Origin of the sequence: Sorangium sp. So ce327 (genome assembly GCF_051530205.1) — a bacterium.
Taxonomy (GTDB): Bacteria; Myxococcota_A; Polyangia; order Polyangiales; family Polyangiaceae; genus Sorangium; species Sorangium cellulosum_B.
Genome location: NZ_CP150330.1, coordinates 2566868 through 2581046, shown reverse-complemented (window position 1 = coordinate 2581046; position 14179 = coordinate 2566868). Strand labels below are relative to the sequence as shown.

General features: G+C 71.0%; 16 protein-coding genes. 8 read left to right on the top strand and 8 right to left on the bottom strand.

Going from position 1 to position 14179, the window contains the following annotated elements; translation table 11 throughout:
• Positions 1-52 precede the first annotated feature (52 nt).
• Positions 53-718 (top strand): AgmX/PglI C-terminal domain-containing protein, encoded by a 666-nt coding sequence (locus WME95_RS09730; protein WP_437908119.1) that lies wholly within the window; start codon positions 53-55, stop codon positions 716-718.
• A 28-nt stretch (positions 719-746) separates the two neighbouring features.
• The gene (locus WME95_RS09725; RefSeq protein WP_437551195.1) at positions 747-2357 is read left to right on the top strand and encodes a hypothetical protein; all 1611 of its coding nucleotides are present in this window, start codon (positions 747-749) and stop codon (positions 2355-2357) included.
• 372 nt (positions 2358-2729) lie between these two features.
• Here the strand turns inward: WME95_RS09725 and WME95_RS09720 are convergent, their stop codons facing one another.
• Positions 2730-3107 carry a hypothetical protein gene (locus tag WME95_RS09720; protein ID WP_012234342.1) on the bottom strand — a complete coding sequence of 126 codons (378 nt, stop codon included), beginning with the start codon at positions 3105-3107 and terminating at the stop codon, positions 2730-2732.
• A gap of 492 nt (positions 3108-3599) precedes the next feature.
• On the opposite strand from WME95_RS09720, the gene WME95_RS09715 reads away from it, so the two are divergent.
• From WME95_RS09715 to WME95_RS09705, 3 genes are all read left to right on the top strand, one after another.
• Entirely contained in the window at positions 3600-4424 is an 825-nt protein-coding gene (locus WME95_RS09715; RefSeq protein WP_437298758.1) for an OmpA family protein, read from the top strand.
• A gap of 10 nt (positions 4425-4434) precedes the next feature.
• A complete protein-coding gene (locus WME95_RS09710) occupies positions 4435-5370 on the top strand; it encodes a Ppx/GppA phosphatase family protein (RefSeq protein ID WP_437551193.1) in 936 nt (311 codons plus the stop codon).
• A 631-nt stretch (positions 5371-6001) separates the two neighbouring features.
• On the top strand, positions 6002-6508 hold the full coding sequence (locus WME95_RS09705) for a CarD family transcriptional regulator (protein WP_012234339.1): 507 nt from the start codon (positions 6002-6004) through the stop codon (positions 6506-6508).
• Between the two features lie 111 nt (positions 6509-6619).
• On the opposite strand, the gene WME95_RS09700 is transcribed toward WME95_RS09705, so the two are convergent.
• Both WME95_RS09700 and WME95_RS09695 read right to left on the bottom strand, forming a co-directional pair.
• Positions 6620-7129, bottom strand: a complete 510-nt coding sequence (locus WME95_RS09700) for a hypothetical protein (protein WP_437908118.1) — start codon at positions 7127-7129, stop codon at positions 6620-6622.
• A gap of 128 nt (positions 7130-7257) precedes the next feature.
• A complete protein-coding gene (locus WME95_RS09695; protein ID WP_044968101.1) occupies positions 7258-7776 on the bottom strand; it encodes a tRNA (cytidine(34)-2'-O)-methyltransferase in 519 nt (172 codons plus the stop codon).
• Between the two features lie 250 nt (positions 7777-8026).
• On the opposite strand from WME95_RS09695, the gene WME95_RS09690 reads away from it, so the two are divergent.
• Positions 8027-9124 (top strand): hypothetical protein, encoded by a 1098-nt coding sequence (locus WME95_RS09690; RefSeq protein ID WP_437908117.1) that lies wholly within the window; start codon positions 8027-8029, stop codon positions 9122-9124.
• Positions 9125-9201: 77 nt separating this feature from the next.
• Here WME95_RS09690 and WME95_RS09685 read toward each other — a convergent pair whose 3' ends face one another.
• Genes WME95_RS09685 through WME95_RS09675 form a run of 3 tightly spaced genes read right to left on the bottom strand, consistent with a single transcriptional unit; the run spans position 9202 to position 10765 of the window.
• Complete coding sequence (locus WME95_RS09685) at positions 9202-9606, bottom strand: hypothetical protein (protein WP_231864752.1); 405 nt, start codon at positions 9604-9606, stop codon at positions 9202-9204.
• Between the two features lie 11 nt (positions 9607-9617).
• The gene (rnc, locus tag WME95_RS09680) at positions 9618-10445 is read right to left on the bottom strand and encodes a ribonuclease III (RefSeq protein WP_437908116.1); all 828 of its coding nucleotides are present in this window, start codon (positions 10443-10445) and stop codon (positions 9618-9620) included.
• A gap of 26 nt (positions 10446-10471) precedes the next feature.
• Entirely contained in the window at positions 10472-10765 is a 294-nt protein-coding gene (locus tag WME95_RS09675) for a 4a-hydroxytetrahydrobiopterin dehydratase (protein ID WP_437298751.1), read from the bottom strand.
• Between the two features lie 111 nt (positions 10766-10876).
• Here WME95_RS09675 and WME95_RS09670 point away from each other — a divergent pair, with 111 nt between their 5' ends.
• Both WME95_RS09670 and WME95_RS09665 read left to right on the top strand, forming a co-directional pair.
• Positions 10877-11506 (top strand): hypothetical protein, encoded by a 630-nt coding sequence (locus WME95_RS09670; protein ID WP_437551186.1) that lies wholly within the window; start codon positions 10877-10879, stop codon positions 11504-11506.
• A gap of 103 nt (positions 11507-11609) precedes the next feature.
• Positions 11610-12416, top strand: a complete 807-nt coding sequence (locus tag WME95_RS09665) for a hypothetical protein (RefSeq protein ID WP_437908115.1) — start codon at positions 11610-11612, stop codon at positions 12414-12416.
• 86 nt (positions 12417-12502) lie between these two features.
• Here WME95_RS09665 and WME95_RS09660 read toward each other — a convergent pair whose 3' ends face one another.
• Both WME95_RS09660 and WME95_RS09655 read right to left on the bottom strand, forming a co-directional pair.
• Entirely contained in the window at positions 12503-13531 is a 1029-nt protein-coding gene (locus WME95_RS09660) for a peptidylprolyl isomerase (RefSeq protein WP_437908114.1), read from the bottom strand.
• A 33-nt stretch (positions 13532-13564) separates the two neighbouring features.
• Positions 13565-14110, bottom strand: coding sequence for a hypothetical protein (locus WME95_RS09655; protein ID WP_437908113.1), 546 nt, complete (start codon positions 14108-14110; stop codon positions 13565-13567).
• Between the last annotated feature and the right edge of the window lie 69 nt (positions 14111-14179).

Below are 14179 nucleotides of genomic sequence, written 5' to 3'. Positions count from 1 at the left end.
AAAACGCAAGGCGCCTCGCCTCCGCTCAGCCGAACCGTTTAGTATGCGCGCCATGCGTCCCTGCGCCACCGCCAGCGCCGTGTTCACCGGAGTCCTCCTCGCCGCGGCCCTGTTCGCGGCCTGCTCGAGCGGCGCCGCGCCGCCGCCTTCGCCGCCTGACAGCGCGCCGCTCGGCGCTTCACCCCCTCCTGGCTCGCAGCCGACGTCCCCTGGCGTCGCGGACCCGGGCGCCACGGCCGCTGGTGCCGCGGACCCGGGCGCCGCCGCGCCCGCGCAGCCGGACCGGCCTGCGAGCCGCAAGAAGGCCCCCGAGACCGTCGAGGACTGCAAGGTCATCGCCTCCGAGATCACGAACGATCCGCCGGACGGCGGGGTCGTGATGAACAACGCGACGACCTCCGCCGACGCCGGATCGAGCGATCGCCTGCAGCCGCTCGTCGACGCGATCAAGGCGAGGCGCGACGGCTTCCGCTGCTGCTTCGATCTCTACGCCCGCAAGCACCCGGGCGCGCAGGGCAGGATCACGTGGCAGCTCAAGCTGAAGCCCGACGGGACGTTCGAGGAGGCGAGCATCGTGCGCGACAAGAGCGACGTAACGGCGCCGCAGGTCGAGTCCTGCATGGAGGAGCTCGCGAAGTCGATCACCTGGGCGCGCTCGCCGAGCGGCAAGGAGACCGTGCTGACCTACCCCTTCGACTTCAAGCGACGCAACTACTAGCAACGCGCCGCCTGCGAGGAGCACGTCAGTGTCGAGCGACGCTTCGGGGATCCTGCGCGGCTCGGGCCACCCCGGCCGCAACGCCTACGCCGAGCTGCTCCGCGACACGCGCGGCCTGAGGCGGGAGCAGCAGCAAGCGCGCGAGGCGTGGTTCGCGCGCCTCGCGGCCGACAAGAAGGACGAGACGCTCTTCGAGCTCGAGATCCTCCTGAAGGGCGTCGCCTGCTTCGCGAACCCGCGGAACCACCCGGGCGCCGGGCGGCGCCAGACCATCGTCAGCCACGATTTCCGCGAGCACCTCCAGCACGCCCGCGACGGCATGGCGCGCGTGGTCCAGCTGACGCGCACCATGCTCGGCGATCGCGATCGCGCCTTCGTCTTCCAGCGCTACCTGGAGACGGTGCTCCCGGAGGACACGGCGCGCACGCGCCTCCTCCACGCGACGATGGCGCAGGAGTCGCCGGAGTCGAGCCTCTTCGTGCTTCGGCACGGCTTCACGAACCTCATCGAGGTCGCGGGCGGGCTGCTCCGGCTGCCGAGGGTCAGCTTCAGGCTCTTCTACGCCCACCTCGCGACGGCGATGCGCGAGATCGCCCAGAGCACGTTCTTCAACCCGCTCCACGCGCTCGAGTTTCGCCCGGAGTTCGATCGCATCCCGTCGACGCAGGTGCTCGAGCTCATCCACCGCGTGCCCGGCGAGCAGGCGCACCGGCTCGTGGCGCTCACGTTCCTCGCGCTGTTCAGGATGCTCAGGTACCTCCGCCTGCTCGACGCCATCGCGCTCGATCACTCGGATCACCGCGTGGCGGGGCGCGGGTACCTCGTGCTCGCGGTCCTGCGCAGCGACGCCCGCGCGCTCTCGAACTACCTCCGGCGCCGGGCGGGCGCGCTGCTCGCGGACAGCTTCGAGCGCGATCTGCTGCGCGTGCCCGCGAGCGACATCGTCGCGCGCCACGACGAGCTCGCCGCCGAGGGGCACCGCCTCCTCTCCACGAAGGCCGCGCTGACCGGGCTCGCCGCGAACCTGCGGCTCGAGATGCGCCGCGCCTTCGAGCACGACCTCCCGCCCGCCGACGCGCTGGTGAGCGAGTCCGAGTATCGGGTCCGCCTCCGCGCCGTCTCGCACGGCCTCCGCCCCGCGCTGCAGAACGCGATCCTGTTCCTCGGCAGGTCGCTCGGCGCGAAGCTCGAGGAGGGCCGCGTCTTCGACGATCAGGCTGCGCGGCGCGCGACGAGCGATCGCCTCCGACGCGACGTGTGGATGTTCGCCCAGATCGCGCGGGCGTTCGCGAGCAAGGCGCGCCACACCGGCCCGGCGCCCGATCGATGGACCGGCATCGCGAGCTTCGCGTTCGTGCGCGAGTTTCTCTCGTATTTCCGGGCGATGGGCTACCCGCTGCTCCGGGTGGGCGACTACCCCCACGTCGACGCGTTCGTCTCCGCGATGACGGCGCTCGAGGAGAGCGACCTCCTCGATCCGCAGCGGCTCGACGCCGCCATCCGCGAGTGCGAGGCGTTCTTCGAGTTCCTGATGAAGTTGTTCGAGCAGATCTCGAAGCGCGAGGACCTCGCTGGCGTCCCGTTCGATCGCAAGGGCGCCGCGCGCGCTCTCCGGCTCTACCTCGGCGAGCGCACCTGAGCGCCCCTCGCGGGCCGCGCCGCCGCATCCTCAGAGCGCGCCGGGGGCACGAGCGCCACTCGCAGATCCTGGAAGCCCCCCTCCCAGTCCGCCGTCGCTGAGCGGGGCGCACGCGCCCCACCCGCCGCTCAGGCACCCCGGTAAACGGGCGCAGAGCGCCGCACGTCGATGCCGGCCACCTCGGCCGCAGGCGACGGCACCGCCGCGGGGACATCGTCCACCCGCGCGCGCCTCCGGCCTGGACCCACGCGTCCGGATCCGCGGCGTCCTCACCCCCCGATGGTCTTGTAAGGCGGATTATCTGGTCGCAACCGGCGGGTCGGCTCGCTGCGCCTCGTTCTGTTGGAAGAACCGAGGCGCTCCCGTGTCGCCTTATTCCGACTCGTCGGACGGGCCGGTGCTCGCAGGAGCAGGAGCCGGCGTGCTCTTGCGCGCGCCGCGGGTGCTCGCGCCCTTGGCCGGCGCGCGCTTGGCGGCGGCGCGTCCTCGAGGAGCGGCCGCCTTCTTCGGCGCAGCCGCCCGCTTGCCGGCGGCCTTCGCCTTGCGCTTCGGAGCGGCCTTCTTCGCGGCCGGCTTCTTGGCGGCGGCGCGCTTCGGGGTCTTCTTGGCGGCGGCGCGCTTCGGGGCGGCCTTCTTCGCTGCCTTCCGCGCCGGCTTCTTCGCGACCTTACCGGCCTTCGCGGCGGCCGGCTTCTTGGCCGACTTCGTCACCTTCTTCGCAGGCTTCTTCGCGGTCTTCTTAGCAGCCATTGGAAATCCTCCTGCATTCGCCCCGGCACGGCACGGCGGACATCGCAGAACGTCCTCTCCGCTACAGTTTCCTTACCGAGGCAACAGATGTTGCACGACGTATATTGCCACGCATGGTGATGGTCAAGGAAAATCTTGCGGGCCCTAAACTGATGTATCCCGTGTGTTCCAGGCAAACTGGTCCGCAAGCGTTGCGAGGGTAAACGTCGGAGCAGGCCGTGGTGAAAGCAACCAGACCGAACCGTACGACTGATTTTTGTTGACAGCTGGCAGAATGTCTGTCTTGGCCCTTTGCGCTCCTTCCTGGCGATCGCGCGCCTGCACGGCGCCGCAAACGGCGCCGGAGCGCTCATGGTCGCACGGAGCTCCAGCGTTGCGCAGGCTCTAGAGAGCCTTGTGCGGCGCCATTCGCCTCGCTACGGTCGCGCCGCCTGCGCGGCGCCCCTCATGGCCGAGCGCCGCGCTGCTCTAGGCTGCTCTAGGAGGAAAGGTATGTTGGTTCGTCGCTCGACGTCGTGGTTGTTGCTTGGCGCAACGCTCCTTGCGGGCTCGGGGGCGCTCGGGTGCGGCTACTCGGAGGAGGAGATGCAGGCGAAGATCCGCGAGATCGAGGGCCTGAAGACCCAGCTGAGCGCCGAGCAGGCGCAGAACAAGAAGGCCAAGAGCGAGCTCGACGAGGCGGCGGCCCGAATCGAGCAGCTCAAGTCCCAGCTCAAGGCAGCAGGCGTGGACATCTCCAACCTGAACGCGAACCTCGAGCAGCAGGCGCGCGCGCTCGAGGACTTCCGCCGCCGTGCCCAGCAGCTCGAGGACATCAAGAAGCGCTTCGAGGTCCTGCGGGACAAGCTCCAGGCCCTCACCAAGCTCGGGCTCAGCGTGACCGTCCGCAACAACCGGATGGTCATCCAGCTGCCCGGCGACGTCCTCTTCGACTCGGGACGGGAGACGCTCAAGAAGGAGGGTCAGGAGATCCTGCTCAAGGTGGCCGAGGTCATCCGCAACGACTCCGGCCTGTCGGCGCGCTCCTTCCAGGTCGCCGGGCATACGGACAACGCGCCGCTCGCCGGCGGCCGCTTCAAGGACAACTGGGGGCTCAGCGTGATGCGCGCCCGCGAGGTGCTGGCGTTCCTGCTCCAGCCCGAGGACAAGGCCGGCGGCGGCCTCAAGCCCGAGCGGTGGAGCGCCTCCGGCTACGGTGACACCGACCCGGTGAAGCCCAACGACACCCCGGAGAACAAGCAGGCCAACCGGCGCTGCGAGCTCGTGGTGCTGCCGAACGTCGAGGAGATGCTCGACCTGAAGACGCTCACCCAGTAAGGCTCGGGGCATGAGCGTCGCGGCCATCGACATCGGCACGAACTCGGTCCTCCTGCTCGTCGCCGAGCGCCGCGGGGGTGAGCTCGTCGCGCTCGTCGAGCGCGCGACCATCACCCGGCTCGGCCAGGGGGTCGACGCGGCGCGCGCGCTCGCGCCCGAGGCCGTGGAGCGCACGCTCGCCTGCCTCGCCAGCTACGGGGAGGAGCTCCGGTCCCGGGGGGTCGAGCGCGTGGACGCCGTCGGCACCAGCGCGATGCGCGACGCCGCCGGCGGCGAGGCGTTCATCGCCCGCGCCCGCGAGCTCATCGGCGTCGCGCCGCGCGTGATCTCCGGGCCGGAGGAGGCGGAGCTCACGTACGCCGGCGCGCTGACGGGGCTCGACCTGCCGGCCCGCGGTCCCACGATCGTGGTCGACGTGGGCGGCGGCAGCACGGAAATCATCGTCGGCAGCGCCGACGGCGCGGTGGAGCAGGCGGTGAGCCTCGACGTGGGGAGCGTCCGCCTGACCGAGCGTCACGTGCGCACGGATCCGCCGGCCGCCGCGGACCTCGAGGCTGTCCGCGCCGACGTCCGGGCGGCGCTGGCGACGCTTCCAGCCGTGCCCCAACTCGCGGCGCCCACCCTGGTCGGCGTCGCGGGCACGGTGACGACCCTCGCCGCGCTCGTGCGCGACGTGTCCCCCTACGACGGCGCCCGCGTGCATGGCGCGCGGGTATCCGGGGCAGAGATCGTGGACGTCACGTCCCGCCTCGCTTCCCTGCCGCTCGCCGCGCGCAGGCAGCTGCGCGCGCTGGATCCAGCGCGCGCGGACGTCATCGTGGCGGGCAGCGTGCTCATCGAGGAGATCCTCGCGTGGGCCTCGCGGCTCGCCGGAGCTCCTGTCGATCTCGTCGCTTCGGATCGCGGCGTCCGCTGGGGGCTCGCCGAACGCCTCAGCGCCGCCTGAGCACCCCGGCTCGTTTGAAGGCCGGACGGACGCAATGCCCGAGGTCCGTCGCGTCCGTCACATTTTCGAGTCATCTCACCCACGTCAGGTCCGCCACCTCTCCCGGAGAGGCCCGCTCTGCCCTAAACTAGGCGGGTGAGCTGGCGCGCCCCCACGCCGATGCATCCATCGGCATACACTGTCACCCCGCCCGACCCCAAGGAAAAACCAGAGTGATCACGCCACGATGGCGCACCCACGGGGATTTTCGTTGACCTATCTCGGCCGGCTCACTAGAGTGCGCGCGCCTGGCGCAAACCGGCCCTTTTTCAAGAGGGCCGTTCCCCCAACCTCAATCCCTTCCGCCCGCAACCGTCCGCTTCCACCGCCGCTTGTCAAGATTCCGCCGTGCACGCCAGAGCACCGACCTCTCGCGGGTCATGGAGGGTGCTCGCGTTCCTGCTTCTCGCACAGCGGTCTCGAGCGGCGGCTCATGGCTCTTTTCTCGGAATTTTTCTCGGAATGCGCGACGGTGTGTGTCGGTTCTGCGGGTCCAGGTTCAACCGCATGTGCAGCGTACGCCCCTCGAAGGGATTTCGGGAGGCAGACGAAAAACTAAAAGGACGGCGGGGTGGAAGGCAAAGGAGACGATATGCAGGCTCGTTCGGAGATCCAGTTCAAGGTGGGCGACAAAGCCGTCTACCCGGCCCAAGGCGTGGCCGAGGTGGTCAACATCGAGGAGAAGGACATCGCTGGCAACCGTCAGCGATTCTATGTTCTCCGCATCTTGGACACGGATCGAAAGATCATGGTTCCAGTCAGCAACGCGAGCGCGGTCGGCCTTCGCCAGGTCATCTCTGAACAGGAAATCCGGGAAATTTTCGACATCCTCCGCGAGCGTACCATCGCGTTCGACAACCAGACCTGGAACCGTCGGTACCGCGGCTTCATGGACAAGATCAAGACGGGTTCTATTTACGATGTCGCCGAGGTGCTACGCGACCTCTATCGCTTGAAGACGGACAAGCAGCTCTCGTTCGGTGAGCGCCGCATGCTCGACACCGCCCGGACGCTGATCGTGAAGGAGATCGCGATCGCCCGAGGTCAGACGGAAGAGCAGGTGAAGACCGAGATCGAGGCGATCTTTCTCGCCAACTAAGGCGTTACCTGATGGTTAGCGGCCTTGCGGCCGCTGCCGATGGAGGCCGGCACTGCCGGCCTCCGGGCTTTTGTGGGCCGGAAATTCCGTGCGCCATCGGTCCGGGCGCGTTCAGAGATCGCTGCCCGGTCGCTTCTGCACGGGCGGGAGCGGGGGCAGCGCCACATCGACGCGCCACCCCGCGTCCTCGTAGACGCAGGGCACCTGGACGCGCTCTCCCGGGAGCAGGCCGGCGATGTCCACGAGGGCGTGGGCGCCGGCGATCTGGGCGGTGTAGCGCTGCGGCTCGAAGCGCAAGAGGAAGCGGGACGGCGTGATCATCGCCTCGGGCGCGATCGCCTTGCCGGTCGCGGCGCTGTAGCGCTGCGCGCGCGACGCGAGGTTGTCTCGAGCGCGGCGCGACAGGAGCTCGAAGGCGGCCTTGGCGTCAGCCGGGTCGCCGTGCAGCTGGCGCAGGCGAGCGACCAGCTCCCGGACGGCGCCGTCGGGCGTGCCGCTCGGAGGCCGCCTGCTGCATCCGGCGGAGGCGAGCGCCACGACCGAGAGCGCGACCGCCACGCCGGCCCCGACGAGGCGCGCGGCCGGCCGTCGGGCGCCCTGTCGTGCGGGTTGCCGGTGCATGACCATGCGGCCCTCTCTTTAGAACGACGCGTCGCCGACGTCCACGGCGCGCGGCCGCCGGCCCCTGGGTGACGCCGCGGCGGAGCGCGCTCTTGCCGGAGGTTGCGCGCGCCTACGCGCACGCGCCGTCACCCCGGAGCGGCGCTGGCGAGCGCGCCCACTTGGCGGAGCGCCTCGTACAGGACGATGGAGACCGCGTTGGCGAGGTTGAGGGAGCGCACGGGACCCAGCGTGGGAATGCCGAAGACGTCGTCCGGCATCCGTGCGAGGAGCTCGGGGTCGAGGCCCACGCTCTCCTTGCCGAACACCAGCGCGTCGCCTGGCCGGAAGTCCGCGTCGAGGTAGCTCCGCGGAGCCACCGCGCTGAAGAGGCGGAGCCGAGCGTTCGGGTGATGGTGGCGAAAGTGGGCGATGTCGAGCTGCTGCTCGAGCGTGACCAGGTGCCAGTAGTCAAGCCCCGCGCGGCGGACACTCCGCTCGTCGATGCGGAACCCCAGCCTCCCGAGCAGATGCAAGGGGCTCTGCGTCGCAGCGGCGAGCCGCGCGATGTTGCCTGTGTTCTGCGGGATCTCCGGCTCCACCAGCACGATCCGGAACGGCGGATCGAGCGGCGCCGCACGGAGCCGGGGGCGACCATCGTTGAGCACGCCCTCTCTTTCCGCGACGCGACCGCGCGCCGCAACCCCCGAGCGGGGGATCGCGCGCGCGGCCTGCCTGGCTCGCCAGCGCCGCCTCGACAGATAGCCGGCCCACGCGGTCGCGCGGAAAACGCGAACCGAACGGACGGAGGCCCCTCTGTTCGCTTGACGGCTGTACGAGCGGACACGTAGCCTCCCGCCTCGGAGACACGGAATGCGCGCATCGTGCTGGATCGCTTCGGCTATTGCCCTCGCAGGAGTGGCGTCGTCCTCGCTCGCGGCCGCCGACGCCATGGATCCGGCGCTCGCGCGGCTCGTGCGCGACCCGGAGCCGAGCCTCGGCGGCGCCGCCGTGCCCTGCCGCATCACAGGGCCGGAGGGTGGCCTCTACTACAACCCCGCTTCCCGTTATCAACGCTGCCTGACCGACGACGCTGCGTTCGCCAAGCTCATCGCGCAGTACGGCTTCGCGGTGGCGCCCTCGGCGATGCACTCGGCGCGGACCACGGGCTACGGCGGGTTCGAGATCGGCCTCGAGGCCAACTACACGAAGATTGACAGCGACGCCGATTATTGGAAGCAGGGCACGCAGGGGCCGCAGGATCCGACCAGCAAGAACTTCTCCATCGAGAACCGGAGCCCGGACTCCTTCCTGCAGCACTACTCCCTCAAGGTCCGCAAGGGTTTTCCGTTCGGGTTCGAGCTCACCGGCGCCGTCGGGTTCCTCGCCAACACAAGCCTCGTCAGCGCGGGCGCCGACGTGCGCTGGTCGCTGTTCGAGGGGTTCCGCCGAGGGCTCCCCGCGATCCTCCCGGAGCTCGCCGTCGGCGGCAGCGTCCGGAGCGTCACCGGGACCGAGGAGTTCCAGCTGACCGTGGCCGGCGCCGACGCAGTGATCTCGAAGCCCCTGCCGATCGCCGGCACGGTCGTGATCACCCCCTACGCCGGCTACCAGTGGCTCCGGATCTTCGGAGACTCGGGGCTCATCGATCTCACCCCGAACACCGACGCCGTGAACTTCTGCAACTTCCGAGGAGCGAACTCGCCTGTCAACCCGGTGCAGGGTCAGGACGGCAACCCGCTCCCCCACGACGGCCAGCCGGTGTGCGAGGGCGGCTCCCAGGCCGACTTCAACAACACCGTGGTGTTCGACGCCGTGCGCATGAACCGCCACCGGCTCCATTTCGGCGCGCAGCTGCGGTTCCAGATGGTCAAGCTCGGCGCGCACTTCATCACCGACATCGTGAGCCCCGAGGACGCGAACCAGGGCGCGGCGAACGAGATCGACGGCGAGAACAAGTTCGCCGGGCTCGGGTCGCAGTGGACCCTCGGGATCGATCTCGGCGCGATGTTCTGAGACCCGCTTCGCCGGGGACGCTCGCCGCGGGCTCCCGGCGCAGACCCGCTTCGAGCGGACGCGGCTCGCTGCGCTCCTCAGCGCTTCGAGCTCAGATCGGGCAGCGCGTAGCCGAGCTCGGCGAGGAGCGCACGGAATGCGCGGTCCTCGTTCCGCGCCACGGTGAGGTGCTCCATGAACTTCTTGAAGTTGCCCTGAGCCGCCGCGTCGGCAGCGCGCTCGCTGTTCTCGAGCACGAGCAGGAGGTGCGGGTGCGCCTTGGAGACGGAGCTAGGGCACTCCATCTTGCGCGCCACCAGGGCGCGCGCTTCCGCGAGCGCATGCACCACCATGACGAGCTCCTTGTCATGGGTCCGCGGCAGGAGCATGTCGCCCTCCCTGCGCGCCTCGTCGAGCAGCAGGCTCGCCCTGTCCAGGTAGCTCCCGGCCCAGGCCGGCAGCGCGACGAAGAGCGAGCAGAGCGCGAAGGTGAAAGCAAGCATCAGGTGACGGATCATCGACTGGGTCCTCGGTCGTTCACGGTTCGCTCGGAGGACGCCTCGCCGGATGGCGGGCCCCCCCTGCCCTCGGGCGCACCTTGCAGGGCCTCGGCGGCTGCCCGTCCATCGGATGCGGCGGCCGCGGGCTCCGGCGCGGCGCAGGAGAGGAGCGCGGCGCGCGCGGCCGCCTGCTCCGCAAGCTTCTTCGACCGGCCCCGGCCGGTGCCGATGACCTGGCCGTCGACCTCGACGGCGACGAGGAACGCGCGGTCGTGGTCGGGCCCCTCCGTGCCCATCAGGCGGTAGCGCGGCGACGCAGCGCCGCGCGCCTGCACGCGCTCCTGCAGCTCGCTCTTCGCGTCACGCCCGAGCAGGCTGCCGCTCGCGAGCTGCGCGAGCGGGCTCGCGGCGATCTTCCGGCTCAGCGCCCGCGCGCTCTCGAAGCCGCGATCGAGGTACAGGGCCGCGACGAGCGCCTCGGTGGCGTCGGCGAGCACGTTCGTCTGGTCGCGCTCCCCAGCGACCTCCGCGCCGCGCCCGACCCGGAGCGCAGCGCCGAGCTCGATCCCTCGCGCCCACGCCGCCAGCGCGTCCGTGTTGACCAGGGCCGAGCGCATCATCGAGAGCTCCCCCTCCCTCGCGCCTGGAAAGCGCTCCATGAGGAGCTCCGTCACGCACAGGCCGAGCACGGCGTCCCCCAGGAACTCGAGGCGCTGGTTGTCCACGCGCCGGCCTCCTCGCTGCTCGTTCGAGAAGCTCGGATGCGTCAGCGCCTCCTCGAGGTGCGGCAGGTCCCCCTCCAGCCCCAGATCCAGACGTTGCAGCAGCTCGCTCGGGAGCATCCCCAGCACCTTGCCCACGCGCAGCGTCAGCCCGCGCTCAAGCGGTCGGTCAGCTCGGCCAGCTCCAGGTCGAGCGCGGTCAGACCGCCAGCGTCATGCGTGGACCACGCGACCCGCACCTTGCCCCACGACAGCGCGATCTCCGGGTGATGATCGCGCCGCTCGGCCAGGAGGGCGATCTGCATCACGAAGCCCACGCCGGTCCCGTAATCCGGAAACGAGTAGCTCCGCTCGATCTGCTCGCCCGCTCGCACCCAACCCGGGTGAGCAGCGACGAACCCGGCGATCTCATCGTCCGAGAGCCGATCACGCTTGCCCATGGGACGCAACTATGGGCTAAGCCCCGCCCTGGTGGAACCCCGGAATGCAGCCCCCGCCCCGCGCAGCGTCCGCCGCGCGCGCCGTTCGCCGTGCGCTATCCTCCCGCCTCGATGACCGGGCTTCACGCCTGCCCCTTCTGCCGGGAGATGTTCGAGGCGAAAGAGGCGTCCACTTGCCCCGCCTGCGGCCTCCGGCTGGAGGCGCTCGCGAAGCTTCCCCCCTCGTACGACGCGCTCCAAGAAGAGCCTGACGAGCCGCTCCCGCCGCACATGGAACCGCTCCCGTGGACCTACGCCGGGCGCGGCCGGGGCGCCCTGCTCGCGCTCGCGCTCCTCGGGCTCGCGGCGTTCTTCGCGCCGTGGATCCACGAGACGGCCCCCGAGCTCCGCGACCTCAGCGGCTTCGGGCTCGCGCGACGGCTCGGCTGGATGTGGGCCCCGGCGGTCGCGTTCTTCGTGATGATCCCGCTCGCGCTGACCCGGAGGTCGATCCACAAGATGCGCGGCGCCCGCGTGGCCGTCGCTTTCCTCGCCGCGATCGCCCTCGTCACCGTCGCGATGCGCCTGATGTTCACGCCGGGCAGCACGCTGCTCCGTCCCGTCCGCTTCACGTGGGGCTACGGGCTCTACGCGACCGGGGCGATCGCGCTGCTCGCGCTGTTCACCGCCGCGTTCTTCGGAGGAAGGATCGACGACCTCCCCACGGGGCAGCGGCGGCGGGGCAACGAGGTGCTGCACTGAGGCGCTGAGGAGCGCGTGGCCGGTGGCATCTCGGGTCGACAGGCTCGCCCGTGCGACGTAACCTTGATGGGAGTGGCCTTTGTCCGCTGCTCGAAGGTGCGCAATGGCCAAGCGATCTGCCAGCGTACGCCGTGAGCTCTCGCGGGACGACGAGACGTTCGATGTCCCCGCGGCGGTGCTCTGCGCGTGCTGCGGACAGCCCGACTGCGCCGGGTGCTCCGCGGCGAGCGACGAGGGCTCGGGGGTCGTCGCGATCGTCCCGTGGGAGCGCCCGATCGGCGGGGTCTGGTCGCGGCTCTGGGCCACCTCGAGGGCGACCACGCTGGGCGCCGAGACGTTCTTCGCGACGATCCCCGACGGCGCGCTCCCCGCGGCCATGCGCTTCGCCCTGCTGGCGGAGACGCTCGCGATCCTGTCGATGATCGCCGCGCTCCTGCCCCTCGTCGCGCTGGCGCTGCCGGGCCTTACGCTGGAGCTGGCGCGCAACCCGGCCGCACGCGCGAGCGCCCTCCAGTGGCTCGCGATCGGCGTTCCGGCGGTCACCGTGTGGATGGTGCTCGCGCACACCTTGCACGGCGCCGCGCTCGACCTCGGGGCACGGCGCCAGGGCGCGCGGCCAGAGCGCCGGCGCGCGCTCCGCTTCGGGCTCTACGCGTGCGGCTGGGATCTCATGGCCGGCCCGCTCGGCGCGCTGGCCATGCTCATCACGGGCGGCACCAAGGGAGCCGAGCAGGTCCTCTCCGCCTCGCTCCGGGTACCGGGCAAGGCGTCCATGGCGCTGCTCCTGGGCGTCTACGCGCTCCACCCCGACGCGGCGGAGCGCGCTCGACGCGCCGGGAGCATCGCCGCGCTCGCGCTCACCATCGCCTCCGGCTTCGCCGCCATCGCGCTCGCCGTCGCCTTCAGCTGACACGCCGTTCAGCGCCCTCGGGGGTGTCGCCCTCGGCGGCGCTGCCCCCGCGGCTGTCGAGCGCCCATCCGTGCGCGACAGCAGCCTCAGCGCATGTCGTGACGCGGCACGGGCGAGGGCGGAGGCGCGCCAGGACGCCGACCGCTCGCGAGGGTGCCCGGGCGCCTCTTCGGCTGCAGATCGCCCGTCGAGGTGATGTCGATGAGGTCCACGAGCTCGGGGGCGTGACCGGAGACGTCCTGCGCTCGCAGGCGCTCGAGGAGCTGCTTCACCTGCGCCTCCGCCTTGCCGTGCGCGAGGATCTGACGGATGGACGGCGCCTCCTGCTCGATCGAGCGGCTCACGGGCTTCCTGCTCTGGCGCCGCCACAGCACAGCGAAGCCATCGCCCTCGGGCACTGGCTCGGGCACGAGCTCCGCGTCTTTCACCCCGGCGGCAGCCGAGAGGAGCCCCGGGTCGACCTTCAGGCCCGGCTCGGACGTGGCGCCATCGGGCGCCACGAAGCCGAGATCGCCGCCGCGCATGCTCGTCGCCTTGTCGAGCGATTTCTCGCGCGCGATCTCCTTGAAACGCTGGGGTGACGGGTCCTTCTTCAGCTCGGCCAGGATCGCCTCGGCCTCCGCGCGCGTCGCGACGAGGATGCGCCAGAGCGCCACCATCGCCGGGGAGCTGAACCTGTCACGGTGGGCTTCGTAGTAGGCGCGGACCTCCTCGTCCGTCACCGGGGAGCTCGCCGCCGCCTCCGCCTGGATCCGCTGCAGCAGCGCGGAGCGCAGGACGCCGCGCACGCGATCCTGCACGTCGGCGCGCTCCGTGAGCTTCTGCGCGGCGGCCCCCTGGGCGAGGAGCAGCTCACGCACGAGGACCTGGTTGACGAAGTTCTTCCGGATCTCTTCCGGGGTACGCCCGAAGGTCTGGAGCTGAAACGGCGGGACCTGCGCGAGCCTGCGCTCGACCTCCGACGCCGTGATCGCCGCGTCGCCGACGCGCGCCACCGGGGCATCAGCGGCGGCCGCTGGCTGGGCTTCAGCGCGAAGCGACAGGCCGGTCGACGCAGCGCACACGACCGCCATGGCGGCCGCGCCGAGGGGGAGCTTCAGCGTTCTCGCGCGCATCGGAGCGGGTTATCCCCGCGCCGGCAGGCAAGGTCAAGCTGCCCCGCGGCGCGCTGCCTCGGTGGACACGCCGCGCTCGTCCCCGCGTTCACCTCCGCGCTCGCCGCCCCGCAGCACCCCGGCCTTCCGCAGCGCGTGCGCGTCGAGCCCGACGAACCGGTACACGTCCGCACAGAAACCGTAGGCGCGATGGAGGTGCCTCAGGCCCTCCACGAGCTCGGCGGTCACCTCGACCGGGGGCGGGGGCGGGTACGCCTTGCGGATCGAGGCGAGCGGCTCGCCCAGCTCAAGGAGCTCCTCGACGCGCGACAGCACGTCGATCGGCTTGAGCGCACGCTTGCCTCGCCGCGCGACGCCCTCGGCCAGCTCGGCGAGCAGGCGCCGGCGCCGGCGCTCTGTACGGCCGTCTCCGGCGCGGCCCCCGCCGCCCAGGAGCAGCTCGTTGAACCGGCGCGCGGCCCGGCGCTTCTCGACTGCATCCGGACTTCCCCGGCGGTTCTGCGCACCGCCACCCCGCTTGGCTGGTCGTGGCGATTTGGTGGATCCGGCCGTGCGGGCCGGCGAGCTCTTCGTCTTCACGATCCTCGGCAAGAGCACAGCGCGCTCGAGGAGCCGGTATTCCCCGGCACATCTTCTTGCTGTCCCGGC

Bases quoted from the DNA above. Each gene is read 5' to 3' on its own strand.
- WME95_RS09730 (WP_437908119.1), top strand. From the start codon at position 53: ATGCGTCCCTGCGCCACCGCCAGCGCCGTGTTCACCGGAGTCCTCCTC.
- WME95_RS09720 (WP_012234342.1), bottom strand. From the start codon at position 3,107: ATGGCTGCTAAGAAGACCGCGAAGAAGCCTGCGAAGAAGGTGACGAAG.
- WME95_RS09715 (WP_437298758.1), top strand. From the start codon at position 3,600: ATGTTGGTTCGTCGCTCGACGTCGTGGTTGTTGCTTGGCGCAACGCTC.
- WME95_RS09710 (WP_437551193.1), top strand. From the start codon at position 4,435: ATGAGCGTCGCGGCCATCGACATCGGCACGAACTCGGTCCTCCTGCTC.
- WME95_RS09705 (WP_012234339.1), top strand. From the start codon at position 6,002: ATGCAGGCTCGTTCGGAGATCCAGTTCAAGGTGGGCGACAAAGCCGTC.
- WME95_RS09700 (WP_437908118.1), bottom strand. From the start codon at position 7,129: ATGCACCGGCAACCCGCACGACAGGGCGCCCGACGGCCGGCCGCGCGC.
- WME95_RS09685 (WP_231864752.1), bottom strand. From the start codon at position 9,606: ATGCTTGCTTTCACCTTCGCGCTCTGCTCGCTCTTCGTCGCGCTGCCG.
- rnc (WP_437908116.1), bottom strand. From the start codon at position 10,445: ATGCTCCCGAGCGAGCTGCTGCAACGTCTGGATCTGGGGCTGGAGGGG.
- WME95_RS09675 (WP_437298751.1), bottom strand. From the start codon at position 10,765: ATGGGCAAGCGTGATCGGCTCTCGGACGATGAGATCGCCGGGTTCGTC.
- WME95_RS09670 (WP_437551186.1), top strand. From the start codon at position 10,877: ATGACCGGGCTTCACGCCTGCCCCTTCTGCCGGGAGATGTTCGAGGCG.
- WME95_RS09665 (WP_437908115.1), top strand. From the start codon at position 11,610: ATGGCCAAGCGATCTGCCAGCGTACGCCGTGAGCTCTCGCGGGACGAC.
- WME95_RS09660 (WP_437908114.1), bottom strand. From the start codon at position 13,531: ATGCGCGCGAGAACGCTGAAGCTCCCCCTCGGCGCGGCCGCCATGGCG.